At 67.5% G+C, this 24,142-nt stretch carries 18 protein-coding genes; 7 read left to right on the top strand and 11 right to left on the bottom strand.

Annotated elements, in window-relative coordinates; genetic code table 11:
* Positions 1–13 precede the first annotated feature (13 nt).
* From IB256_RS23845 to pcaC, 3 genes are read left to right on the top strand one after another with little or no spacing between them, the layout of a single operon-like run.
* A complete protein-coding gene (locus IB256_RS23845) occupies positions 14–1,384 on the top strand; it encodes a 3-carboxy-cis,cis-muconate cycloisomerase (protein ID WP_192404357.1) in 1,371 nt (456 codons plus the stop codon).
* A 9-nt stretch (positions 1,385–1,393) separates the two neighbouring features.
* A complete protein-coding gene (gene pcaD / locus IB256_RS23840; protein WP_192404355.1) occupies positions 1,394–2,197 on the top strand; it encodes a 3-oxoadipate enol-lactonase in 804 nt (267 codons plus the stop codon).
* Between the two features lie 27 nt (positions 2,198–2,224).
* Complete coding sequence (pcaC, locus tag IB256_RS23835; protein WP_045208224.1) at positions 2,225–2,623, top strand: 4-carboxymuconolactone decarboxylase; 399 nt, start codon at positions 2,225–2,227, stop codon at positions 2,621–2,623.
* Positions 2,624–2,969: 346 nt separating this feature from the next.
* Here pcaC and IB256_RS23830 read toward each other — a convergent pair whose 3' ends face one another.
* From IB256_RS23830 to IB256_RS23780, 11 genes are all read right to left on the bottom strand, one after another.
* On the bottom strand, positions 2,970–4,925 hold the full coding sequence (locus IB256_RS23830) for an acetoacetate--CoA ligase (protein ID WP_192404353.1): 1,956 nt from the start codon (positions 4,923–4,925) through the stop codon (positions 2,970–2,972).
* Positions 4,926–5,026: 101 nt separating this feature from the next.
* A complete protein-coding gene (locus tag IB256_RS23825; protein ID WP_192404351.1) occupies positions 5,027–5,797 on the bottom strand; it encodes a 3-hydroxybutyrate dehydrogenase in 771 nt (256 codons plus the stop codon).
* A gap of 202 nt (positions 5,798–5,999) precedes the next feature.
* Positions 6,000–7,391: a GntP family permease gene (locus IB256_RS23820; protein ID WP_138216252.1), complete on the bottom strand. Its 1,392-nt coding sequence runs from the start codon at positions 7,389–7,391 to the stop codon at positions 6,000–6,002.
* A 93-nt stretch (positions 7,392–7,484) separates the two neighbouring features.
* Entirely contained in the window at positions 7,485–8,750 is a 1,266-nt protein-coding gene (locus IB256_RS23815; RefSeq protein ID WP_192404349.1) for an OprD family porin, read from the bottom strand.
* A 322-nt stretch (positions 8,751–9,072) separates the two neighbouring features.
* Positions 9,073–10,497 carry a sigma-54 interaction domain-containing protein gene (locus IB256_RS23810; RefSeq protein WP_192296277.1) on the bottom strand — a complete coding sequence of 475 codons (1,425 nt, stop codon included), beginning with the start codon at positions 10,495–10,497 and terminating at the stop codon, positions 9,073–9,075.
* Positions 10,498–10,652: 155 nt separating this feature from the next.
* Positions 10,653–11,555, bottom strand: coding sequence for a hydroxymethylglutaryl-CoA lyase (locus IB256_RS23805; RefSeq protein ID WP_192404347.1), 903 nt, complete (start codon positions 11,553–11,555; stop codon positions 10,653–10,655).
* Between the two features lie 188 nt (positions 11,556–11,743).
* Positions 11,744–13,705, bottom strand: coding sequence for an acetyl/propionyl/methylcrotonyl-CoA carboxylase subunit alpha (locus tag IB256_RS23800; RefSeq protein ID WP_192404345.1), 1,962 nt, complete (start codon positions 13,703–13,705; stop codon positions 11,744–11,746).
* Positions 13,705–14,517: a gamma-carboxygeranoyl-CoA hydratase gene (locus tag IB256_RS23795; RefSeq protein ID WP_192404343.1), complete on the bottom strand. Its 813-nt coding sequence runs from the start codon at positions 14,515–14,517 to the stop codon at positions 13,705–13,707. The genes IB256_RS23800 and IB256_RS23795 overlap by 1 nt, the downstream gene beginning before the upstream one ends.
* 10 nt (positions 14,518–14,527) lie before the next feature.
* Positions 14,528–16,135: a carboxyl transferase domain-containing protein gene (locus IB256_RS23790; RefSeq protein WP_192404341.1), complete on the bottom strand. Its 1,608-nt coding sequence runs from the start codon at positions 16,133–16,135 to the stop codon at positions 14,528–14,530.
* A 162-nt stretch (positions 16,136–16,297) separates the two neighbouring features.
* Positions 16,298–17,461, bottom strand: coding sequence for an isovaleryl-CoA dehydrogenase (locus tag IB256_RS23785; RefSeq protein ID WP_024765596.1), 1,164 nt, complete (start codon positions 17,459–17,461; stop codon positions 16,298–16,300).
* A 57-nt stretch (positions 17,462–17,518) separates the two neighbouring features.
* Positions 17,519–17,923, bottom strand: coding sequence for a MerR family transcriptional regulator (locus IB256_RS23780; RefSeq protein WP_192296281.1), 405 nt, complete (start codon positions 17,921–17,923; stop codon positions 17,519–17,521).
* Between the two features lie 250 nt (positions 17,924–18,173).
* Between IB256_RS23780 and IB256_RS23775 the strand changes: the two genes are divergently transcribed.
* From IB256_RS23775 to IB256_RS23760, 4 genes are all read left to right on the top strand, one after another.
* Complete coding sequence (locus IB256_RS23775) at positions 18,174–20,072, top strand: sigma-54-dependent Fis family transcriptional regulator (RefSeq protein ID WP_192404339.1); 1,899 nt, start codon at positions 18,174–18,176, stop codon at positions 20,070–20,072.
* Positions 20,072–21,799, top strand: coding sequence for an ABC transporter ATP-binding protein (locus IB256_RS23770; protein ID WP_192404337.1), 1,728 nt, complete (start codon positions 20,072–20,074; stop codon positions 21,797–21,799). The genes IB256_RS23775 and IB256_RS23770 overlap by 1 nt, the downstream gene beginning before the upstream one ends.
* On the top strand, positions 21,789–22,460 hold the full coding sequence (locus IB256_RS23765) for a S8 family serine peptidase (RefSeq protein WP_192404335.1): 672 nt from the start codon (positions 21,789–21,791) through the stop codon (positions 22,458–22,460). Before IB256_RS23770 ends, IB256_RS23765 begins: the two co-directional genes overlap by 11 nt.
* A gap of 178 nt (positions 22,461–22,638) precedes the next feature.
* Positions 22,639–23,955, top strand: a complete 1,317-nt coding sequence (locus tag IB256_RS23760) for an NAD(P)/FAD-dependent oxidoreductase (protein ID WP_192296285.1) — start codon at positions 22,639–22,641, stop codon at positions 23,953–23,955.
* The last annotated feature ends 187 nt before the right edge of the window (positions 23,956–24,142 follow it).

Here is a 24,142-nt window from a genome sequence, read left to right as displayed (position 1 = left end):
CGGAGCCACCCCAGTGAGCACCCACCTTCTGTTCGACGCCTACTTCACCCAGCCTGCCATGCGCGCGATCTTCAGCGACCACGGCCGGGTGCAGGGCATGCTCGACTTCGAGGCCGCATTGGCTCGTGCCGAGGCCCGTGTGGGCGTGATCCCGGCGAGCGCCGTGGCGCCCATCGCCGCCGCCTGCCGCGCCGAACTCTACGATTTTGCCGCACTGGCGCAGGCCATCTGCAGCGCCGGCAATTCCGCGATCCCGCTGGTGAAGGCGCTGGGCAAGCGCATCGCCGCCGAAGACGCCGAAGCCGAGCGCTACGTGCACCTGGGCGCCACCAGCCAGGACGCCATGGACTCCGGGCTGGTCCTGCAGTTGCGTGGCGCCATCGAGCTGCTCGAAGGCGACCTCGCCCGGCTGGCTGACGCGCTCGCCGTAAAAGCACAAGCCCACGCCGGCACGCCCATGGTCGGCCGCACCTGGCTGCAGCACGCCACGCCCGTCACCCTCGGCATGAAGATCGCCGGCTGGCTGGGTGCGATTACCCGCCATCGCCAGCGGCTGAGCGAACTCAAGCCGCGCCTGCTGTGCCTGCAATTCGGCGGCGCCTCCGGCAGTCTCGCCGCGCTGGGCGAGCAGGGCTTCGCCGTGGCCGACGCGCTGGCTGAAGAGCTGGACCTGCAACTCCCCGAACAACCCTGGCACACCCAGCGCGACCGCCTGGTGGAGTTCGCCAGCCTGCTCGGCCTGATTGCCGGCAGCCTCGGCAAACTGGGCCGCGATCTCAGCCTGCTGATGCAGACCGAGGCCGGCGAAGTCTTCGAGCCTTCCGCGCCGGGCAAGGGTGGTTCCTCCACCATGCCGCACAAGCGCAACCCGGTGGGCGCCGCAGTGCTGATCGGCGCGGCCACCCGCGCGCCGGGCCTGGTCTCGACCCTGTTCGCCGCGATGCCCCAGGAGCACGAGCGCAGCCTCGGCCTGTGGCACGCTGAATGGGAAAGCCTGCCGGAGCTGTGCTGCCTCGTCTCCGGTGCGTTGCAACAGGCGCTGAGCCTGGTGCCAGGCCTGGAGGTCGACGCCGGGCGCATGCTGGCGAACCTCGACCTGACCCGTGGCCTGGTGCTCGCCGAAGCCGTGAGCATCGCCCTGGCCCAGCGCATTGGTCGCGACGCCGCGCACCACCTGGTGGAGCAGTGCTGCAAGCAGGCGGTGAAGGAGGGCGCACATCTGCGCGCGGTGCTCGGCGCCAACGCCGAGGTCGCCGCCCAACTGAATGCCGGGGAACTGGATCGCCTGCTCGATCCCGCCCATTACCTGGGCCAGGCGCGCCGCTGGGTCGAGCGCGCGCTGGCCGAACACCAAGTACTTTCCTTGCGCAAAGAATCCCCATAGGAGCCTTGCATGCCTGCCGTACATCTCGCCGATGGCGACCTGAATTACTTACTTGAAGGGCCGCAACTCTCAGGCCCCACCGACGCTCCGGTTTTGGTGCTGTCCAACTCGCTGGGTACTGACCTGCACATGTGGGACGCGCAGGTCGCGGCTTTCGCCGAGCACTTCCGCGTGCTGCGCTATGACACCCGTGGCCACGGCGGCTCACTGGTCACCCCCGGCCCGTACAGCATCGAGCAGAACGGCCGTGACGTGCTGGCCCTGCTGGACGCGCTGGACATCCCGCGCGCGCATTTCTGCGGCCTGTCCATGGGTGGCCTGATCGGCCAGTGGCTGGCCATCCATGCACCGGAGCGCATCGAGCGTCTGGTGGTGTGCAACACCGCCGCGAAGATCGGCACCCCGGAAGTCTGGAACCCGCGCATCGAGACCGTGCTCAGTGGCGGCGCCGAGGCTATGCGCAACCTGCGTGACGCGTCGATCTCGCGCTGGTTCACTGCGGACTTCGCCGAGGCGGAGCCGGGCAAGGTCGAGCCTATCGTCGGCATGCTGGCGCAGACCTCGCCGGAAGGTTACGCAGCCAACTGCGCGGCTGTGCGTGATGCCGATTTTCGTGGCGAGATCGGTGCGATCACTGCGCCGACCCTGGTGGTCTGCGGCGCTGCCGACCCGGTGACCACCACCGAGGACGGCCGCTTCCTGCAGGCACGCATTCCCGGCGCCGAGCTGGTGGAGTTCCGCGCCGCGCACCTGTCCAACGTGCAGGCCGGCGATGCCTTCAGCCAGCGTGTGCTGGACTTCCTGCGTGCCTGATCGCTTTTGCTCTTGTAGGAGTTAGAGATGGACGAGAAAGAACGCTACGAAGCCGGCATGCAGGTGCGCCGCGCGGTACTGGGCGACGCCCACGTCGACCGCAGCCTGCAGAAGCGCAACGCCTTCAACGAAGAGTTCCAGGAAATGATCACCCGTCATGCCTGGGGTGACATCTGGACCCGTCCCGGCCTGCCGCGCCACACCCGCAGCCTGATCACCATCGCCATGCTGATCGGCATGAACCGCGAAGGCGAGCTGACGCTGCACCTGCGCGCCGCACGCAACAACGGCGTGACCCGCGAAGAGATCAAGGAAGTCCTGCTGCAGAGCGCGATCTACTGTGGCATCCCGGCCGCCAACGCCACCTTCCACCTCGCCGAGGCGGTGTGGGACGAGCTGGGCACCGAGTCGCTGGGCGACGCCTGATCAGCGCCGCCCGGACCACGCATCCAGGCGGTGACTGCTTGGCTGACGCTCGGGCCGCTCTGGTAGGGCGGATAACGCGCCAGCGTTATCCGCCGCAGGATTTGCCGGCGGATCTCCTGTTCCAGGTTATGCGCCCTACGACTCTGATTTGTCGGTGTAGGGCGCGCGAGCAAGCTTGCTCCTACAAGAGCAAGAGCCCCTCACCCTAACCCTCTCCCGCAAGCGGGAGAGGGGACCGTTCGGTGTAGTGAGCATCCATGGCGTCAGCCGGCACAATCTGCCCCCTCTCCCTCCGGGAGAGGGCTGGGGTGAGGGGAGTGCATCGGCACGGTGTCACCTGAGAACCTCAACTCTCCAGTTCCTTCCGATCCCTGAACAGCTCGAGCGCCTGCGGGTTGGCCAGCGCGTCGGTGTTCTTCACCGGCTGGCCGTGCACCACGTTGCGTACCGCCAGTTCGACGATCTTGCCGCTGATGGTGCGCGGGATGTCGGCGACTGCGAGAATCTTCGCCGGCACGTGGCGTGGGGTGGTGTTGCTGCGGATGGTCTGGCGGATGCGTTCCTGCAGCGCTTCGTCCAGTTCTACGCCGTCACGCAGTCGCACGAACAGCACCACGCGCACGTCGCCCTGCCACTCCTGGCCGATGGCGATGGACTCCAGCACCTGTTCGATCTTCTCCACCTGGCGATAGATTTCCGCGGTGCCGATGCGCACGCCGCCGGGGTTGAGCACGGCATCGGAACGGCCATGGATCACCAGACCGCCGTGTGCGGTTTCCTCGGCGTAGTCGCCATGGGCCCAGACGCCGGGGAAGGTGGCGAAGTAGGCATCGAGAAATCTCTCGTTGTTCTCGTCGTTCCAGAAGCCCGCCGGGATCGACGGGAAGTGCCGCGCACAGACCAGCTCGCCTTTCTCGCCGCGCACCGGCCTGCCGGCCTCGTCCCAGACTTCCACCGCCATACCCAGTGCCTTGCACTGGATTTCCCCGCGCCACACCGGCAGGGTCGGGTTACCGATGGCGAAGCAGGAAACGATGTCGGTGCCGCCGGAGATCGACGACAGGCAGAGGTCGGGCTTCACCTCGCGGTAGACGTAGTCGAAGCTCTCGTGGGCCAGCGGCGAGCCGGTCGAGAGCAGGGTCTTCAGACGCTCCAGCGAGTGGCTCTGGCGTGGCCGCACGTTGGCCTTTTCCAGTGCGGCGATGTACTTGGCGCTGGTGCCGAACACGCTGATGTTCTCCGCGTCGATCAGGTCCATCAGGCGCTCGGGGCCGGGGTGGAAGGGGGAGCCATCGTAGAGCACCAGCGTCGCGCCGACGGCGAGTCCCGAGACCAGCCAGTTCCACATCATCCAGCCGCAGGTGGTGTAGTAGAACAGCGTGTCGTCGTTGCCCAGATCGACGTGCAGGCCGTGCTCCTTCAGGTGCTGCAGCAGCACGCCGCCGGCGCCGTGGACAATGCACTTGGGGACGCCGGTGGTGCCGGAGGAGTAGAGGATGTACAGCGGGTGGTCGAAAGGCACCGGGGTGAATACCGGCTCGCCGCCGCTGTGGAAGAAGTCCTGCCAGAGGCTGACCAGCGCCGGCGTCTGGAAGTCGCTGCGTCGCGCGTGGCCGTTGGCGTAGGGGACGATCACCAGCTGCTCCAGGGTGGGCAGCTGGGCGAGGATTTCGTTGAGCTTGGCGCTGAGGTCCAGCATCTTGCCGGCGTAGCGGTAGCCGGCGCAGGCGATCAGCACCTTGGGTTCGATCTGGCCGAAGCGGTCGATCACGCCATGGGTGCCGAAGTCCGGCGAGCAGCTCGACCAGGTGGCGCCGAGGCTGGTGGTGGCGAGCATGCCGACCACCGTCTGCCAGGTGTTGGGCATGAAGGCCGCGACGCGGTCGCCGACGCCCACGCCGGCTTCGCGCAGGGCACGCTGCAGGCCGGCGACCTGGGCGGCCAGCTCGGCATGGCTGATCACCTCGCGACGCTCATCCTCGCTGATGGCGATCAGCGCCGGCTTGTTGTCGCGGCGGCGCAGCAGGTGTTCGGCGAAGTTCAGGGTGGCGCCGGGGAACCAGCGCGCATCGGGCATTTCCGGGCCTTCCTCGAGGACTGCCGTGGGTGCCTCGTGGAACTGCACGCCGAAGGTGTCGATGATGGCCAGCCAGAAGGCTTCGCGCTCGGCGATGCTCCAGGCGTGCAATGCGGCGTAGTCGGGCAGGTCGACTCCGTGCTGCTGCGCCACCTTGCGGCGGAAGGCGTCCATCCGGGTGGCGGCGATGCGTTCGGGGGAGGGTGTCCAGAGCAGTGGGTTCATTGACGACGACTCCAGCGAAGGAACGGTGGGCACCGCCGACCAGCGGCCCCCATCATCTTGACACGAAGCGTCGCCGGAAGTGCTTCGCCGCTGCGGGTGGATCACTGCGCGACCCAACCGCCATCCATGTTCCAGGCGGCGCCGCGGACCTGGGCGGCGGCTTCAGAACACAAGAATAGCGCCAGCTCGCCCAGCTGGTCGGCAGTGACGAAGTCGAGCGACGGCTGCTTCTCCGCCAGCAGGTCGTGGCGTGCCTGTTCGGGTGTGACACCGGCCGCTATGCGCGCGTCGATCTGCTGCTGCACCAGCGGCGTCAGCACCCAGCCTGGGCAGATGGCGTTGCAGGTGATGGCGCTGGTGGCGGTTTCCAGGGCGGTGGTCTTGGTCAGGCCGATCACCCCGTGCTTGGCGGCCACGTAGGCGCTCTTGCCGGCGGAGGCGACCAGGCCGTGGGTCGAGGCGATATTGAGGATGCGCCCCCAGCCGCGCTGGCGCATGCCCGGCAACGCCAGGCGGGTGGTGTGGAACACCGAGGAGAGGTTGATGGCGATGATCGCGTTCCAGCGCTCCACGGGGAACTCCTCCAGCGCCGCGACGTGCTGGATGCCCGCGTTGTTGACCAGGATGTCGAGGCCGCCGAACTCGCGCTCGACGTATTCGATCATCTGCCCAACCTGCTCGGGTTGCGCCATGTCTGCGCCGTGGTGGCCGATGCGTGTGCCATGTACCGACAGCTCGCGTACCGTCGCGTCGATATCGCCGAAGCCGTTGACCACCACGTTGGCACCCGCCTGTGCCAGGCGCGCGGCGATGCCCAGGCCGATGCCGCTGGTGGAGCCGGTGACCAGTGCGGTCTTGCCTTTGAGAGTCATGCAAATCTCCTCTGGAACGGGTTGGCCGCATTGCTGCGACTATCAATACACAGGACTGCCCAGAATTCGTTTGTGGCCTTGCGAGCTGGAGCAGAACAGGGAACAAGCAGGCGAGGGCGCGGAGTTGACGTGTAGTCAATGAGCAGTCATCGCCTGCTTTTGACGCAGTTATGCCGACGCGCAGCTAGCCACAAGCGGATTCTTATACGATCCCGGTGGCGTAGAAGGTACCTATCACCACGAACACCGCGAGGGTCTTGATCAGGGTGATGGCGAAGATGTCCTTGTAGGCCTCGCGGTGGGTCAGGCCGGTAACCGCGAGCAGGGTGATGACCGCGCCGTTGTGCGGCAGGGTATCCATGCCGCCAGAGGCCATGGCCGCGACCCGGTGCAGCACTTCCAGCGGGATGTTGGCGGCGTGGGCGGCGGCGATGAACTGCTCGGACATGGCCGCCAGGGCGATGCTCATGCCGCCCGACGCCGAGCCGGTGATGCCGGCCAGGGTGGTGACGGTGATGGCTTCGTTGATCAGCGGATCGGGAATCTTCTTCAGCGCATCGGCCAGCACCAGGAAGCCCGGCAGCGAGGCGATCACCGCACCGAAGCCGTATTCCGAAGCCGTGTTCATGGCCGCCAGCAGCGCGCCGCCCACGGCGGTCTTGCTGCCCTCGGCAAGCTTGCTGCGGATCACCGCGAAGCTGGTCACCAGCACCAGCAGGATGCCCAGCAGCAGCGCCGCCTGCACCGCCCAGATGCCGGTCAGCTTGGCCACGTCGCTGGCCACCGGCGCGGCCATGCCGGCCAGTTGCAGGCTGTGGGTCTTGCCGTAGACCTGGGGAATCCAGTGGGTGAACAGCAGGTTGGCGACGCCCACCAGCACCAGCGGCGAGAGCGCCAGCAGCGGGTTGGGCAGCCGGATGTCGTCGGCGGTTTCCGGCTCGTTGCGCAACTCGCTGCCGTAGCCCTCGCCGGCGGCGCGCGCCTTGCCGGCCTGGCGACGGAGGAACAGCATGCCGACGGTGAACACGAACAGGCTGCCGATCAGCCCCAGCCAGGGCGCGGCCCAGCCGGTGGTGTTGAAGAAGGCGGTGGGGATGATGTTCTGGATCTGCGGGGTGCCGGGCAGGGCATCCATGGTGAAACTGAACGCGCCCAGGGCGATGGTCGCCGGGATCAGCCGCTTGGGAATGTTGCTCTGGCGGAACATCTCGGCGGCGAACGGATAGACCGCGAACACCACCACGAACAGCGAGACGCCGCCGTAGGTGAGCAGGGCGCAGACCAGCACGATCACCAGCATCGCCTGGCTGGTGCCAAGCAGGCGGATGGCGGCGGCGACAATGGAGCGCGAGAAGCCCGACAGCTCGATCAGCTTGCCGAACACCGCGCCGAGCAGGAACACCGGGAAGTAGAGTTTGACGAAGCCGACCATCTTCTCCATGAACACCCCGGTGAAGGCCGGGGCGACGGCGGCAGGGTCCGTCAGCAGCACCGCGAGCAGTGCCGCGATGGGGGCGAAGAGGATCACGCTGTAGCCGCGGTAGGCGGCGAGCATCAGCAGGGCGAGGGCCGCAAGGGCGATGACCACGCTCATCGAAGTATCTCCAGTTGTCGCGCGGCCAGGAGCCGCGCGTCGTTCTTGTTGTAGTGGGCTTGCTTGACGATCAGGAGTCAGGCGGTCAGTTGGTTACCAGAGCGGCAGCACGTAGCTGAGGATCAGGCGGTTCTCGTCCAGGTCGTTGCCGAAGTGGCTGGAGCGCACCGTCGCGTTGCGCCACTTCACGCCGACGTTCTTCAGCGGGCCGCTCTGCACCACGTAGCCGATGTCGGTGTCGCGTTCCCATTCCTTGCCTTCGGGCTTGCCTGCACCCAGCTCGATGTTGTCGCCGGACAGGTAGCGCGTCATGAAGGTCAGGCCAGGAACCCCGAGGGCACCAAAGTCGTAGTCGTAGCGGGCCTGCCAGGATTTCTCGTCGCGGTTGGCGAAGTCGCCGATCTGCACGAAGTTGACCAGGAAGGCGTCGGTACCGCTGATGTAGGCGAAGCCGGTGTCGCCGCTCATCTTCTGGTAGCCGACGCCGAAGCCGTGGCCGCCCAGGGTGTAGGTGAGCATCGCGCCGAAGGCGCGGTTGTCGACGTTGCTGTGGCCGTCGTCGTCGGAACGCGCGTAGCGCAGGTCGGTCTTCAGCGACTGGCTGGCGGCGAGAGGCAGCACGTGCACCAGGTTGACGATGTGCTGGTCGTAGAGCCCGTCGAGCTTGGCATAGCTGTAGCCGGTGGTCAGTTGCGGCGTCCACTTGTAGCTCAGGCCGGCGAAGTCGAACTGGTCGCTGGTGTCGGTCGCGACGATGCCGCGCGCGCTGCCGCTGGTGACGGTCATGTCCTCGCGGTTGGACGAGTCGCGCTGGCTCACCTGGCGCAGGCGACCGCCGTCGAAGGTCAGGCCGGCGAACTCGGCGGAATTCAGGTGCGCGCCTTCGAAGGTCTGCGGCAACAGGCGCGAATCGTTGGCCAGCACAGTGGGCAGCTTGGGCAGCAGGGTGCCGATCTTCAGTGTGCTTTTGGAGGCGCGCAGCTTGGCAGTCAGGCCCAGCTCGCTGTAGTCGTCCGGCGCGCCGTTGACCTTGTCCTTGTCGCGCGGCAGCAGGCCGGAGCCAGCGCGGTCGGGGCTGGAATCCAGCTTCACGCCGAGCAGGCCGAGGGCATCCACGCCCACGCCGATGGTGCCTTCGGTGTAGCCGGATTCGTAGCGCAGCAGAAAGCCCTGGGCCCATTCGTCCTGCTTGGACTGCGTGGCGTTGTCCTGGCGGAAGTCGCGGTTGAAGTAGAAGTTGCGCAGTTCGACGCTGGCCTTGCTGTCGGCAAGAAATTCGGCGAAGGCCTGGGGCGAAAGGGCGAGGGTGGAGCCGAGGGCGGTCAGAACGGCGGCATGATTGAGCGTGGAGCGGCTCATCGGTGATCTCCTGGCGCGGCGCCGTGTGCGAAGCGGGACTAGCCGTGGTGTCCGCTGGGGTCTGTTCGCGTTCGGGCTGCGTTGATTGTTGTTATGTCGGCTGTGCGGCGCGAAGGCCGCGAGAGGTGACATAGCCAGGACCGTGCCAGGATTGTAACTATCTGATTTTTAAGTCTTATTTTTAGAATAACGGCTGCCGGAAGATGGTATCTGTCTCTGAATGGAGACGAATTTCCGCAAAGCTTTGCCAGGGGGCATTGATTTTGCGGAGAGACCGAACTGTCTCTTTTTTGAGACTTGTCTCTGTTTCGGGATTATCGGGTCAGGGTTGCAAACCCAGCGCCGCCATCTTCTTGTACAGGGTGGAGCGGCCCAGTCCTAGGCGCTGCGCGGCGGCGTCGACGTTGCCGGCCTGCTCGGCCAGGGTGTTGGCGATCAGCTCGCGCTCGAAGGCATCCCGTGCCGCATAGAAATCCTGCCCTTCGCCCAGCCTGGCTGACGGCGCTGTCATGCCGGGCGGCAGCGGTTGCAGTTCTCCCAGTGCGGAGCGCAGGCCGGCGGCGTCGATCTGCGGGCGGTCGCCCAGCAGCACGGTGCGCTCCAGCAGGTTGCGCAGTTCGCGCACGTTGCCCGGCCAGGCGTGCCGGGCGAGCAGGGCGAGGCCGCCGGCATCCAGCTCGAAGAGGGTCTGACGGTCGTCGCGCAGGCCGTCGAGGATGGCTTCGCAAAGCGCCGGCAGGTCTTCCAGGCGCTCGCGCAGCGGCGGAATCTCGATGGGCAGGACGTTGATGCGGTAGAACAGGTCGGCGCGGAAACGCCCTTCGCGCACGGCGGCGTCGAGGTCGATGGAGGTGGCAGCAATCAGGCGGATGTCGCTGCGCAGCACCTCATTGGAGCCCACCGGCTCGAATTCCTTTTCCTGCAGCACGCGCAGCAGCTTGCTCTGCAGGGTCAGCGGCATGTCGCCGATCTCGTCGAGGAACAGCGTACCGCCCTGGGCGATCTGCAGCTTGCCGGCGCGGCCCTTGCGGTCGGCGCCGGTGAAGGCGCCCGGTGCGGTGCCGAAGAACTCGGCTTCCAGCAGGGTCTCGGGGATGGCGGCGGCGTTGAGGCTGACGAAGGGTTTGTCTGCGCGTGGCGAAGATGCATGGATGGCATGGGCGAGCAGTTCCTTGCCGGTGCCGGTCTCGCCCAGCAGCAGGATCGGCGCCTCGCTGGCGGCCCCCCGGCGGGCGCGGCGCTTCACTTCCAGGCTGGCCGCGCTGGTGCCGATGAAGTGCGCGAAGCTGTACTTGGCCTGGCGCGCCTGCAGCAGCGAGCGGGTCGAGGCCAGTTCGGCCTGCATGCGCTGGTAACGGGTGAGCAGCGGCGAGAGTGCGCGCAGTTCGTCGAACAGGGCGAAGCCAATGCCGCCGATGACAACGCCTGAATCGTCGCGGATCGGCACGCGCATGACCACCAGCGGGTCCTTGGCCATGTCGAGGATGTCCAGCAGCATCGGCCGGCCGCTGCTGACCACTTCGCGCATCAGGCTGCCGGGGATTACCTGCTCCACCGGGCGGCCGACGGCCTGCTCGGCGCTGTCCAGCCCGAAGCGCTGGGCGTAGCGCTGGTTGATCCAGACAATGCGCGCCTCGCGGTCGACTATCACCGTGCCTTCGCTGAACTGCTCGAAGATCTCGAACAGCGAGCGGATCGCCAGTTGGCGGACGCTGGGGTAGTCCTTGAGGCTGTCGGTATCGGTCATCGGTGGGCCGTGCGCGAGGAGGGCAGAGGGCGCACTGTACCGGGATGTGGAGATGAGGTCAGCCGGGTAGGGCGTTATCCGCCGATCCTTCGGCGGCGCATAAAGCGTTCCGCTTTATGCGCCCTGCGGTCTGCGACGAGTGTCGTGGATCCCTGTCAGCGCTTGGACAGCTGCGCCTTGGCCACGCGCGAGCCGTTGGGCTTGTCGAGTACGGCGCAGATGCGCTGGCCGGCGTCGATCAGCAGGTCCAGGTCGATGCCGGTGTGGATGCCCAGGCCGTTAAGCAGGTAGAGCACGTCCTCGGTGGCGACGTTGCCGGTGGCGCCCTTGGCATAGGGGCAACCGCCGAGGCCCGCGACCGAGCTGTCGAACACCGCGATGCCTTCCAGCAGGCTCGCGTAGACGTTCGCCGTGGCCTGGCCATAGGTGTCGTGGAAGTGCCCGGCCAGTTGCGCACGCGGCACGCGCTGGCCGACGACTTCGAACATGTGCCGGGTAGCGCCGGCGGTGCCGACGCCGATGGTATCGCCCAGGGAGACTTCGTAGCAGCCCATGGCGTGCAGTTCCGCGGCAACGGCGGCGACCTGTTCCGCGTCCACCTCACCCTGGTAGGGGCAGCCGAGCACGCAGGAGACGTAGCCGCGCACGCGCACGCCGTGCTGGCGCGCCGCTTCCATGATCGGGACGAAGCGCTCCAGGCTCTCCTTGATCGAGCAGTTGATGTTCTTCTGCGAGAAGGCCTCGGAGGCGGCGGCGAATACCGCGACTTCCTTCACCTGCGATTCCAGTGCGGCCTCGAAGCCCTTCAGGTTTGGCGCCAACGCGGCGTAGGTGACGCCCGCCTTCTGCTGGATGCCGGCGAAGACTTCCGCCGAGCCGGCCATCTGCGGCACCCACTTGGGCGAGACGAAGCTGCCGACCTCGATGTAGCTCAGGCCGGCGGCGGTGAGGTCGTCCACCAGGCGCACCTTGTCGGCGACGGCGATGGGCTGTTTCTCGTTCTGCAGGCCGTCGCGCGGGCCGACTTCGACCAGGCGGACGGATGGGGGCAGGGTCATTTGCGGTCCTCGTAGTGTTCCGTGGAGGAGGGTGCGCAATGCTCGGCACCCTCTCCCTAACCCTCTCCCTGAAGGGAGAGGGGACTGTCCTGAGCGGCGGGAGGCTTCCGGTTCACGCGGAAGGTCCGCGTGGCACGGATACTCCCTCTCCCTTCAGGGAGAGGGCGGGGGAGAGGGGCTTTCGGTCGTTATTCCGACGCTTCTTCCAGTTCCACCAGCGCCGTACCTTCCGACACCAGTTCGCCTTCGCTGCAATACAGCGATTTCACCACGCCAGCGTGCGGCGCGCGAATGCTGTGTTCCATCTTCATCGCTTCGAGCACTACCAGCGCGGCGCCGGCTTCGACGCTCTGGCCGGGTTCGACCAGGATGCGCACGATGCTGCCGTTCATGGGCGCGCCCAGGCCACCCTGGTGCGAGTGCGCGGCTTCGGCCTCGGCGATCGGGTCGAAGCGTTGCACGCTGACCAGCTCACCGTTCCATTCCAGGTAGAGGCTGTCGCCACGGCGGATGACCTGGTGACGGCGGCGGATGTCGCCGTCCTTCACGTCCAGATACTGGCCGTCCAGATTCGCAATGCGCTGGCCGTCGGCGTGGCGCAGGCGTACGACATGCGACTCGCCCTTGGCCAGCAGGTGAAGGTCGGTTTCCCCCGGCAGGCCACTGCGCCAGCCGCTCTGGGCGGACCACGGCGAATGGGCATCGTCGCCACGCACGCGGGCGGCTTCGCTCTGCACCCAGGCTTCGGCGGCGAGCTGCCAGAAGCGTTCGGGCAGGGCGGTGGCCGCGGGCAGCAGGTCATCCTGGTAGCGGCCGATGAAGCCGGTATCCAGCTCGCCCTCGGCGAAGGCCGGATGGGCCAGTACGCGGCGCAGGAAGGCCAGGTTGGTCTTGAAGCCGCCGACGGCGGTTTCGCCGAGCATCGACAGCAGGCGCTGGCGGGCTTCCTCGCGGTTCTCACCCCAGGCGATCAGCTTGGCCAGCATCGGGTCGTAGAACGGCGAGATGTCGTCGCCCTCGCGGATGCCGCTGTCCACCCGGCGGCCGGGGCCGGCAGCGGGTTCGCGGTACAGCGCGAGGTGGCCGCTGGCAGGCAGGAAGCCGCCCTCGGGGTCTTCGGCGTAGAGGCGCACTTCGATGGCGTGGCCGATCAGCGGCACCTGTTCCTGGGTGATCGGCAGCGGTTCGCCACGGGCAACGCGAATCTGCAGGGCGACCAGGTCGAGGCCGGTGATGGCTTCGGTGACCGGGTGCTCCACCTGCAGGCGGGTGTTCATTTCCATGAAGAAGAACTGGCCGCTGCCTTCGTCGTAGAGGAACTCCACGGTGCCGGCGCCGACGTAGCCGATGGCCTGGGCGGCGCGCACGGCGGCCTCGCCCATGCCCTGGCGCAGTTCCAGGGAGAGGCCCGGAGCCGGGGCTTCTTCGACCACTTTCTGGTGACGACGCTGGATCGAGCAGTCGCGTTCGTTGAGGTACAGGCAGTTGCCGTGCTGGTCGGCGAATACCTGGATTTCCACGTGGCGCGGCTTGGTCAGGTACTTCTCCACCAGCATGCGCGAGTCGCCGAAACCCGACTGTGCTTCACGCTGGGCGGACTCCAGCGCCTCGGCCAGTTCGGCCTCGCGCTCGACCACCTTCATACCCTTGCCACCGCCACCGGCGGCAGCCTTGAGCAGCACCGGGTAGCCGATGCGCTCGGCCTCGCGCTGGAAGGTCGCATAGTCCTGCGCCTCGCCGTGGTAGCCGGGTACCAGTGGCACGCCGGCGGTTTCCATCAGCGCCTTGGCGGCGGACTTGCTGCCCATGGCGTCGATGGCGCTGGCCGGCGGGCCGAGGAACACCAGTCCGGCCTCTTCGCAGGCGCGGGCGAAGCCGGCGTTCTCCGAAAGGAAGCCATAGCCGGGGTGGATGGCCTGGGCGCCGGCGGCTTTCGCGGCGGCGAGCACGGCGTCTGCGCGCAAGTAGCTTTCAGCGGGTTTGGCGCCGCCCAGGTCGATGGCGATATCCGCCTCTTCGACGTGACGGGCGTTGCGGTCGGTGGCGCTGTGCACGGCCACGGTGGTCAGGCCCAGGGCCTTGGCGGTGCGCATCACGCGGCAGGCGATCTCGCCGCGGTTGGCCACCAGCAGGGTATCGATCTTCTTCATCAGACTTGCTCCTGCCAGGCCGGTTTGCGTTTTTCCAGGAAGGCGCGCAGGCCTTCCTGCCCCTCGGGGCTGATGCGGATGCGGGCGATGGCGGCTTCGGTGTAGCGGCGGCGCTCGGGCGTGAGTTCGCCGGCACCGATTTCGTGGAACAGCGCCTTGCAGGCCACCAGGGCCGCCGGACTGTTGTTCAGCAGGTTGGCGATCCAGGCGTCGGCTTCGTCATCCAGGTCGGCGGCCGGGTAGTGCTCGTCCACCAGGCCCAGTTCGCGGGCGCGCAGGCCGCTGAAGCGTTCGGCAGTCATGGCGTAGCGGGTGGCGGCACGCTGGCCGATGGCCTTGGTGACGAACGGGCCGATGGTTGCGGGGATCAGGCCGATGCGCACTTCGGACAGGCAGAACTGCGCATCCTCGGCGGCCAGCGCCATGTCGCAGCAGGCCACCAGCCCGACGCCACCACCGAAGGCCGCGCCCTGCACGATGGCGAGGGTCGGCTTGTTCAGCTGGTGCAGGTTGTAGAGCAGTTCGGCGAGCTGCTGAGCGTCGTTGAGGTTGCCCTGGTAGTCCAGCTGCACGGATTCCTGCATCCACGCCAGGTCCGCGCCGCCGCAGAAGTGCCGGCCGCGGCCGCGCAGCACGACCAGGCGCACGCGCTCGTCGCTGGCCACGGCAGCCAGCGCCTGGATCAGCTCGGCGATGGTCTGGGCGTTGAAGGCGTTGTTCTTCTCCGGGCGGTTCAGCCAGAGAGTGGCAACGCCGCGCGGGTCGATATCGAGCTCGATGTTCTCGAAGGAGAAAGTCTGATAGTCGGTCATGGCAGCGGCCTTACATGCGGAAGACGCCGAAGCGCGTGGCTTCGACAGGCGCGTTGAGCGAGGCGGAGAGGGCCAGGCCGAGCACGTCGCGGGTCTGCGCCGGGTCGATGACACCGTCATCCCACAGGCGCGCGCTGGAGTAGTAGGGGTGACCCTGGCGCTCGTACTGTTCGAGGATCGGCGCCTTGATCTTCGCCTCGTCCTCGGCCGACAGCGCGTTACCGGCGCGTTCGGCCTGCTCGCGCTTGACCTGGGCGAGCACGCCGGCGGCCTGCTCGCCACCCATCACGCCGATCCGCGCGTTGGGCCACATCCACAGGAAGCGCGGGTCGTAGGCGCGGCCGCACATGCCGTAGTTACCGGCGCCGAAGCTGCCGCCGATGATCACGGTGAACTTCGGCACCTGGGCGCAGGCCACCGCGGTGACCAGCTTGGCGCCGTGCTTGGCGATGCCGCCGGCCTCGTACTTCTGGCCGACCATGAAGCCGGTGATGTTCTGCAGGAATACCAGCGGGATGCCGCGCTGGCAGGCCAGTTCGATGAAGTGCGCGCCTTTCTGCGCGGCCTCGGCGAAGAGGATGCCGTTGTTGGCGAGGATCGCCACCGGGTAGCCGTGCAGGTGGGCGAAGCCGCACACCAGGGTGGTGCCGAACAGCGCCTTGAACTCGTCGAATTCGCTGCCGTCGACCAGGCGGGCGATGATCTCGCGCACGTCGAAGGGCTGCTTGCTGTCCACCGGGATCACCCCGTACAGCTCGTCGCTGGCGTACAGCGGGGCGCGCGGGGCGCGGGTGTTGAGCTTGCCCTGCTTGGTCCAGTTGAGGTTGGCGATGCAGCGGCGGGCGATGGCCAGCGCGTGCTCGTCGTCCTCGGCGTAATGGTCGGCCACGCCGGAGGTCTTGCAGTGCACGTCGGCGCCGCCCAGGTCCTCGGCGCTCACCACTTCACCGGTGGCGGCCTTCACCAGCGGCGGGCCGGCAAGGAAGATGGTGGCCTGGTTGCGCACCATGATGGTCTCGTCGCTCATGGCCGGCACGTAGGCGCCGCCAGCGGTGCAGGAGCCCATCACCACGGCGATCTGCGGGATGCCCTGGGCGCTCATGTTGGCCTGGTTGAAGAAGATCCGGCCGAAGTGTTCGCGGTCGGGGAAGACTTCGTCCTGGCGCGGCAGGTTGGCGCCGCCGGAGTCCACCAGGTAGATGCACGGCAGGCGGTTCTGCTGGGCGATGGTCTGGGCGCGCAGGTGCTTCTTCACGGTCAGCGGGTAGTAGCTGCCGCCTTTCACCGTGGCGTCGTTGCCGACGATCATGCATTCCACGCCTTCCACGCGGCCGATGCCGGCGACCACGCCGGCGGCGGCGACGTCTTCGCCGTACACGTCATGGGCGGCGAGGGCGGAGACTTCGAGGAAGGGCGAGCCGGCGTCGAGCAGGCGGTTGATGCGTTCGCGCACCAGCAGCTTGCCGCGCGCGGTGTGCTTGGCCTGGGCGGCGGCGCCGCCGCCTTCATGGACGCGGCCGAGGACGGCGCGTAGGTCCTGGACGTTCTCCAGCATGGTCGCGGCGTTGGCGGCGAAGTCGGGAGAGCGCGGGTTGATCTGGGTGTGCAGGATGGCCATGGTTGGCTCCATCAGGTTGAGCTGGGCGCGGGGGCTTTCCCCTCACCCCGACCCTCTCCCGGAGGGAGAGGGGGCGCAATCGGAACGCTGGGATTTCAGCCGGCACCGCCCGGTTCCCTCTCCCTTTGGGAGAGGGTTAGGGTGAGGGTGCTTTCCGGCTGATCAGCGGGTCTCGTTGAACAGCTCGCGGCCGATCAGCATGCGGCGGATTTCGCTGGTGCCGGCGCCGATCTCGTAGAGCTTGGCGTCGCGCAGCAGGCGGCCGGTGGGGAACTCGTTGATGTAGCCGTTGCCGCCCAGGATCTGGATGGCGTCCAGGGCCATCTGGGTGGCGCGCTCGGCGGTGTAGAGGATCACCCCGGCGGCGTCCTTGCGGGTGGTCTCGCCACGGTCGCAGGCCTGGGCCACGGCATAGAGGTAGGCGCGGCTGGCGTTGAGCTGGGTGTACATGTCGGCGACCTTGCCCTGGATCAGCTGGAACTCGCCGATGCTCTGGCCGAACTGCTTGCGGTCGTGGATGTAGGGAACGATCACGTCCATGCAGGCCTGCATGATGCCGATCGGGCCACCGGCGAGGACGACGCGCTCGTAGTCCAGGCCGCTCATCAGCACCTTCACGCCGCCGTTGACTGCGCCCAGTACGTTCTCTTCCGGCACTTCCACGTCATCGAAGAACAGCTCGCAGGTGTTCGAGCCGCGCATGCCCAGCTTGTCGAACTTGCTGCCACGGCTGAAGCCTTTCCAGTCGCGCTCGACGATGAACGCGGTGATGCCGTGGGCGCCTTTCTCCGGCTCGGTCTTGGCGTAGATGACGTAGGTGTTGGCGTCCGGGCCGTTGGTGATCCAGGTCTTGCTGCCATTGAGGACGAAGCGGTCGCCGCGCTTCTCGGCGCGCAGCTTCATCGACACCACGTCGGAGCCGGCGTTGGGCTCGCTCATGGCCAGGGCGCCGATGTGCTCGCCGCTGATCAGCTTGGGCAGGTACTTGGCCTTCTGCTCGGCGTTGCCGTTGCGCTTGATCTGGTTGACGCACAGGTTGGAGTGCGCGCCGTAGGACAGGCCGACCGAAGCCGAACCCCGGCTGATCTCCTCGATGGCGATGACGTGGGCCAGGTAACCCATGTTGGCGCCGCCGTACTCCTCAGCGACGGTGATGCCGAGCAGGCCCATGTCACCGAACTTCTTCCACATGTCCATGGGGAACAGGTTGTCGGCGTCGATCTGCGCGGCGCGCGGGGCGAGTTCGCTGGCGACGAAGCCCTGCACCTGCTCGCGCAGCATGTCGATGGTTTCGCCGAGGCCGAAGTTGAGGGAGGGATAGCTCATGGAATCACCTGTACTTGTATTTGTAATCTGATGAGAGAGCGGAGCAGGGCGTCGAGGTCAGCTCGGCACGCGCTGCTTGCGGGGTTTGTCGGTCTCGGCCATGGCCGCCAGGCAGCGCTCCTCGGCCGTGTCCAGTTCCAGTTTCATCTGCTCGATGTCGAGCAACTGCTGTTCCAGCTGTGCGCGGCGCGCGGTGATCTTGTCGAGGAAGGTCTGCAGCTGCTTGGTGTTGCCGCTGCTGGGGTCGTAGAGGTCGATCAGCTCCTTGCACTCGGCCAGCGAGAAGCCGATGCGCTTGCCGCGCAGGATCAGCTTCAGCGCCACCAGGTCCTTCGCGCTGTAGACGCGCTCCTGGCCACGGCGCTCGGGGCTGAGCATTTCCTGCTCCTCGTAGAAGCGGATGGCGCGGGTGGTGACGTCCAGTTCGCGGGCAAGCTCGGAGATGGTGTAGGTCGTGGCCATGGGAATGCTCTTGCTAGGTCGTTTACCTTTACGTTAACGTAAACCTGCCTTGAGTCAGTGTCAATACAACTCGAAGGCGGCGTAGGAAGGGGGAGTGGCGCGGGAATTGCCTGCTGCTCCCTACTAGACTTTCCTACCTGGGGCTTCCCCTTTACTGACGCCGTCTGCGGGTGTACACAGCCCTGACCAGCCTGCGAGTTCCGCGCCCCGACATCCCTGAAAAGGGGCACGGAACCTACCGGAGCGATGCATGACTACAAGAACAATAAGCAGCGACCTGCTGCGTGAAGCCCACCTGGCCCGTGAACGCCTGCAACAGGAAGGCGAAGTCCCCAGCGGCGTGCTCCGCGAGGAAATCGACGCTTCCTGGCGGCGCAGCGTCGGCCATGGCCTGGACTGCGCCAGCGGCACCGAGCACGGCCTCGATACGCGGGTGAAACCCGACGTGCTGCTGGCTGGCAACCGCCTGCTGCTCGACGCCGCCACCCCCGAACTCGACTACCTGCAACAGCGCCAGGGCCATGATGGCGTGATCATCCTGGCCAACGCCGACGCCACCATCCTCTGCGTCGAGGGCGCCCGCGAGCGCATGCAGAGCAAGGGCCTGGCCGATATCGTCCAGGGCGCCTGCTGGAGCGAAGCCTCGCGCGGCACCAACGCCCTGGGCACCGCTCTGGTGGAAAAGCGCGCCACGCAGATTGACTGCGGTGAGCACTTCCTCGACCGCCTGAGCCGCTTCTCCTGCACCTCGGTGCCCATCGAAGGTCCGCAGGGCACGCTGCTCGGCGTGCTCGACATGACCCGTGAGGGGCCGCTCTCCGGCCCGCGCGAAAGCCTCTCGCTGCTCAGCCTCGCGGTGTTCCAGATTGAGGCGCGGCTGTTCGCCGTCAGCCATCCGGGGCAGGTGGTGATCGCCTTCCATTACCGCCGCCAATACCTCGATTCCGCCTGGCAGGGCCTGCTGGCGCTGGGACTGGACGGCAAGATACTGGCCGTCAGCGGCCAGGCCTGCCAGTTGCTCGGCGCCCACCGCGAAAGCCTGGTGGGCCGGCGCAGCGAAGATTTCCTCGGCCTGCGTGGCGATCAGTTGCTCGGCCGCCTCTACCAGGGCGGCGTCGGCAGCCTGCAGACGCCCAAGGGCGAGCTGTTCTACAAGACGCTGCAGGCGCCGCTGCGCAGCCACGCGGTGCCGGTCAGCGCCCGCGCACCGCGCCCGGCCGCCGGCCCGGAACTCGAAGCTCTCGCCGGCAGCCACCCGCGTTATGCCCGCGCCCTGCGCATGGCGCGTCAGGGCCTGGTCAACGAACTGCCGGTACTGTTGCTGGGTGAAACCGGCAGCGGCAAGGAAGTGGTCGCCCGCGCCCTGCACCAGGCCAGCTCGCGCAGCGACAAACCCTTCGTCGCGGTGAACTGCGCGGCGATCCCCGAGGGCCTGATCGAATCCGAACTGTTCGGCTACCGCGACGGCGCCTTCACCGGCTCGCGGCGCGGCGGCATGGTCGGCCGGCTGCAGCAGGCCCATGGCGGCACGCTGTTCCTCGACGAAATCGGCGACATGCCGCTGGCCCTGCAGGCGCGCCTGTTGCGCGTGCTGCAGGAGCGCAAGGTGGCGCCGCTGGGTGCCGGCGAGGAGCAGGACATCGACGTCGCGCTGATCTGTGCGACGCACCGCGACCTGAAGCGCCTGGTGGAGGAAAAGCACTTCCGCGAGGACCTCTACTACCGCGTCAACGGCATCAGCGTGAAGTTGCCGGCGCTGCGCGAGCGCGACGACCTTGCCGAGCTGGCCACCGGTCTGCTGGCGCGCCTGGGCGCTCCCAAGGTGAAGCTCTCCGCCGAGCTGCTCGGCCTGCTGCGCGAGTACCACTGGCCTGGAAACATCCGCCAGCTGGAGATGGTCCTGCGCACCGCGCTGGCCATGCGCGAGGAGGGCGAGGAGCAACTGAGCCTCGACCACCTGCCCGACAGCACCCTGGACGAACTCGCCGCCGGCGAGCGCCCGCAGAGCGGCAGCATCCGCGAGAACGAACTGGAGCTGATCCGCCAGGCGCTGGAGCGCCACCAGGGCAACGTCTCCGCCGCCGCCGACGCACTGGGCATCAGCCGCGCCACGCTGTATCGCAAGCTCAAGCAACTCAAGGTGGGCTGATGTTCTTCACCCGCCTTATCGACAGCGACGACCCGCAGCAACTCAAGGCCTCGCTGCGCTGGCTGTACGGCTTCGTCAAGCCGCACAAGGCAGCCATCGCCGGGCTGCTCGGGTTGTCGTTCTGTGCCTCGATCCTGGTGCTCGCACAGCCCTGGCTGACCAAGACGCTGATCGACGACGGCCTGCTGGCGAAGGATTTCCCGGTGCTGGTGATGGTGGCCGGCGCGATGATCGTCGTCGGCCTGGTCGGCACGGCGTTGTCCGGCCTCAACCGCTACCTGCACACGCGCCTGTCCGGGCGCATCCTGTTCTCCCTGCGCGACGCGCTGTACCGCCACCTGCAGACGCTCTCGCCGAGCTTCTTCGGCCGCCGCCGCATCGGCGACCTGATGTCCCGTCTCGACGGCGACGTCGCCGAAATCCAGCGCTTCGCCGTGGACTCGCTGTTCTCCGCCGTCTCAAGCGTGATTGGCCTGGTTGGCGCGCTGGTGTTGCTGCTCACCCTGTCATGGAAGCTCTCGCTGCTGGTGGCGCTGCTGATCCCGCTGGACGTGCTCTGGCTGCGCTGGATGCGGCGCAAGGTGGAGCGCGAGGCGCGCGGCCTGCGCGAGCGTTCGGCGGACCTGTCGTCGTTCTTCGTCGAGACGCTGCCGGCGATGAAATTCATCCAGTCCGCCGGCCAGCAATCCCGAGAGTCCGGGCGCCTGGAAGGGCTGGGGCAGGGCTACCTCGGCCAACTGCTGCGCCTGCAACTCACCGAGTTCTTCACCCAGGCGGTGCCCGGCACGCTGATGTCGCTGTCCCGTGCCTGCGCCTTCCTGGTCGGTGGCTATTGGGTGGTGCAGGGCACCTGGCAGCTGGGGTCGCTGATCGCCTTTTCCACCTATCTGGGCATGGCCATCGGGCCGGTGCAGAGCCTGCTCGGCCTGTACGTTGCGCTGCAGCGCATGACCGTCAGCCTCGGCCGGGTGATGGAACTGCGCGGCGAGGAAGCGACCATTGTTTCGCCCGCCACGCCGCGACCGATGCCGGCGGTGGGCGAGCTGCGCCTGGAGAATCTGCACTACGCCTGGCCGGGCCGTGTGCAGCCGGTTTTGCAGGCTGTGCAGGCGGTGATTCCCGCCGGCCTCAAGGTCGCGCTGAGCGGCCCGTCCGGGGTGGGCAAGAGCACCCTGATCGATCTGCTGCAACGCTTCTACGACCCGGACCAGGGGCGCATTCTGCTGGACGGTATCGACCTGCGCGAACTTGACCTGCATGCCCTGCGCCGGCGCGTGGCGGTGGTCAGCCAGGACATCGTGCTGTTCCGCGGCAGCCTCGCCGACAACCTGGCCTACAGCGCACCCGAATCGAGCCGCGACGCCATCGAAAAGGCCGCCCGCGCGGCGCAGCTGGACAGCCTGATCGCCAGCCTGCCCGAAGGCCTCGACAGCCCGCTGGGCGAGCGTGGCCAGCAGCTTTCCGGGGGGCAGAAACAGCGCATCGCCATCGCCCGCGCGCTGTTGCAGGACCCGCTGATCCTGGTGCTCGACGAAGCCACGTCGCAGGTGGACGAGAGCACCGAGCGCGAGGTGATCGCGGCCATCGACCAGTTGTTCGCCGGGCGCACGCGCCTGTTGATCAGCCACCGCACTTCGACCCTGGCCGCCGCCGACCTGCACCTGGAATTGCAGGATGGGCAGATGCGTGTGCGTGAGGCGCAGCCGGTGCAGCACCATGAGGCCTGAACTGCGGGTTGGCGTGGTCGACAGTGGTTTCGCTGACTCCCAGTCCGCGAGCGTCAGCGGTGCGCGGCGGTTCTTCCTGACTGACGACGGCCACGCTGACGACGAGGCTGCGGCGGATGCTTTGGGTCACGGTAGCGTCGTCTGCGAAGCCATTCTTTCCCATGCACCTGAAGCTCGTCTGTGCGTCGCCCAGGTCTTCGATGAGCGTGGCGTGACCAGCCCGCTGCAGATCGCCGCCGCGCTGCACTGGCTCGGCGAGCAGAGCGTGCGGGTGATCAACCTGAGCCTGGGCGTGCGACAGGACCGGCCGATCCTGCGCGAGGCCGTGGCGGAGCTGATCGAGGCCGGCGTACTGGTTTGCGCCTCCAGCCCGGCGCGGGGCGAGCCGGTGTTTCCGGCGAGCTACGCGGGGGTGATCCGGGTGACGGGCGATGCCCGTTGCGGCGAGGGCGAGTGGTCCTGGCTGGACAGCCCTCAGGCCGATTTCGGTGCGGCGGTGAAGGTGGGTGGGCGCTCCGGTGCGAGCCTGGGATGTGCGGCTTTCGCCGGGCATCTGGCGGCGTTGCTGGCGCAGCGGCCGGAGCTGTCGAATGTTCAGCTCGTCGAGCTGATGCGGGCGCGGGCGGCTTTTCGGGGGATTGAGCGGAGGGTGGGGTTGTGAGTGGAGGTCGAGTCCGTCCCCCTCACCCCAGCCCTCTCCCGGAGGGAGAGGGGGCCGTCCTCCGTAGGGGCTCATCTCTGGCGTTTGTCCATTGCTATCGGCGTGCGCAGAAACCTCCAAAAGCACCGAACAGTCCCCTCTCCCTCTGGGAGAGGGTTAGGGTGAGGGCATCCGGAGCATGAGTGATCTCCCCATCCTGATCCTCGGTGCCGGCCCTGCCGGAGCGGCGGTTGCCCTCGGCCTGCGCCGCCTGGGCCATCCCGTTACCGTGATCAGTGAATGGCGTCGCTTCGCTGCGGTGGAAGGTGTGTCCCAGCGCGTGCTGGAAGGTCTGCGCAATTCCGGCCTGAAGCGCGCGCTGGAGTGCGCCGCGCCGCCTTCGCAACGGCGCGTGCAGTGGAATGGCGTGGAAAGCGCGCAGAACATCGAATGCGTCCTCGACCGCCCGCGCTTCGATGCCGGGCTGCGCGAGGACCTGAAGCAGGCCGGCGTCGGGCTGATCGAAGCCCAGGTGCTGACCGTGGCCGAACAAGCCTCTGGGTGGCGCATAAAGCTCGAAGGCGGCCGGGAAGTACAGGGCGCCTTTCTGGTCGAGGCCCGAGGCCGGCAGGCGCCGCTGAGTCAGAAGGGAGCCAAGGCCCGACGTGGCCCGGAGACCCTCAGCCTGCTCAATCGCTGGCAGGGCGGGCCTGGCCCGCTGGCGACGGCGGTGGAAAGCCTGGCCGATGGCTGGGCGTGGATGGCGCGGCTGGAGGACGGGCGCTGCTACTGGCAGCTCACCCTGGATGTCGCGAGCAGCCAGTTGCCGCCCCGCGAGCAGTTGCTCGATTACTGCCGCGAGCGCCGCAATGCGTCGACGCTGGTCCGACAGTTCTTCGGCGATGCCGCCGAGCACGAGCTGGACCTGCACGCCCGCAGCAGCACGGCGATCCTCTGCCTGGAAGCCTGTGGCGACAACTGGATTCGCGTGGGCGATGCGGCGATGGCGGTGGACCCGCTGTCCGGCAATGGCATCTTCCAGTCGCTGTCTTCGGCCCTGCAGGCGCCGCTGGTGATCAACACGCTGCTGCGCGCGCCGGAGCGCGCGGCATTGGCCCGGCGCTTCCATCAGCAACGGGTCGAGCAACTGTTCCTGCGCTTTGCCCGCGTCGGCCGCGACTTCTATGCCAGCGAAACGCGGTGGGCCGATCAGCCGTTCTGGCAGGCCCGTCGCGCCTGGCCGGACGAACAGCCGAGCCACGTGCCGGCGGACTTCGCCAGCTTGCGCATCGAGCGCGCCCCGGTGCTGAAGGGCGAGTTCGTCGATGAGGCGGAAGTGGTGGTCAGCGCCGACCAGCCGCTGGGCATCTGGCACCTCGACGGGCTGGAGCTGGCGCCCTGGCTGCGGCGGCTGCGGGCGGAGCCCGAGGCCCAGGTACTGGCGGACCTGCCTGTGGCGCAACGGCGTGCTTTCCAGGGCTGGCTGCTCGCCCAGGGCTATCATCCTCGATCCTGATCGAACCGACCCGGCGGATAACGCCGCTGACGTTATGCGCCCTACGGCCCCATCGGACGTTCGCCTTTGCGCTCGTCGTAGGATGGCGTGGAGCGTAGCGATACCCATCGCTTAACTTTCCGATCCGCTCGATGGGTATCGCAAGCTCCGCCCATCCTACTCAGGTGCTAGCCGGGGGCCTTGCCGG

Origin of the sequence: Pseudomonas sp. PDM17, assembly GCF_014851985.1 — a bacterium.
In the GTDB taxonomy this organism is placed as follows: domain Bacteria; phylum Pseudomonadota; class Gammaproteobacteria; order Pseudomonadales; family Pseudomonadaceae; genus Pseudomonas.
The sequence above is the reverse complement of the archived record's forward strand: the minus strand, read 5'-3'. Positions and strand labels throughout refer to the sequence as shown.

Coding starts and splice junctions, on each gene's coding strand:
- pcaD (WP_192404355.1), top strand. CDS start 1,394: ATGCCTGCCGTACATCTCGCCGATGGCGACCTGAATTACTTACTTGAA.
- pcaC (WP_045208224.1), top strand. CDS start 2,225: ATGGACGAGAAAGAACGCTACGAAGCCGGCATGCAGGTGCGCCGCGCG.
- IB256_RS23830 (WP_192404353.1), bottom strand. CDS start 4,925: ATGAACCCACTGCTCTGGACACCCTCCCCCGAACGCATCGCCGCCACC.
- IB256_RS23825 (WP_192404351.1), bottom strand. CDS start 5,797: ATGACTCTCAAAGGCAAGACCGCACTGGTCACCGGCTCCACCAGCGGC.
- IB256_RS23820 (WP_138216252.1), bottom strand. CDS start 7,391: ATGAGCGTGGTCATCGCCCTTGCGGCCCTCGCCCTGCTGATGCTCGCC.
- IB256_RS23815 (WP_192404349.1), bottom strand. CDS start 8,750: ATGAGCCGCTCCACGCTCAATCATGCCGCCGTTCTGACCGCCCTCGGC.
- IB256_RS23810 (WP_192296277.1), bottom strand. CDS start 10,497: ATGACCGATACCGACAGCCTCAAGGACTACCCCAGCGTCCGCCAACTG.
- IB256_RS23805 (WP_192404347.1), bottom strand. CDS start 11,555: ATGACCCTGCCCCCATCCGTCCGCCTGGTCGAAGTCGGCCCGCGCGAC.
- IB256_RS23800 (WP_192404345.1), bottom strand. CDS start 13,705: ATGAAGAAGATCGATACCCTGCTGGTGGCCAACCGCGGCGAGATCGCC.
- IB256_RS23795 (WP_192404343.1), bottom strand. CDS start 14,517: ATGACCGACTATCAGACTTTCTCCTTCGAGAACATCGAGCTCGATATC.
- IB256_RS23790 (WP_192404341.1), bottom strand. CDS start 16,135: ATGGCCATCCTGCACACCCAGATCAACCCGCGCTCTCCCGACTTCGCC.
- IB256_RS23785 (WP_024765596.1), bottom strand. CDS start 17,461: ATGAGCTATCCCTCCCTCAACTTCGGCCTCGGCGAAACCATCGACATG.
- IB256_RS23780 (WP_192296281.1), bottom strand. CDS start 17,923: ATGGCCACGACCTACACCATCTCCGAGCTTGCCCGCGAACTGGACGTC.
- IB256_RS23775 (WP_192404339.1), top strand. CDS start 18,174: ATGACTACAAGAACAATAAGCAGCGACCTGCTGCGTGAAGCCCACCTG.
- IB256_RS23770 (WP_192404337.1), top strand. CDS start 20,072: ATGTTCTTCACCCGCCTTATCGACAGCGACGACCCGCAGCAACTCAAG.
- IB256_RS23765 (WP_192404335.1), top strand. CDS start 21,789: ATGAGGCCTGAACTGCGGGTTGGCGTGGTCGACAGTGGTTTCGCTGAC.
- IB256_RS23760 (WP_192296285.1), top strand. CDS start 22,639: ATGAGTGATCTCCCCATCCTGATCCTCGGTGCCGGCCCTGCCGGAGCG.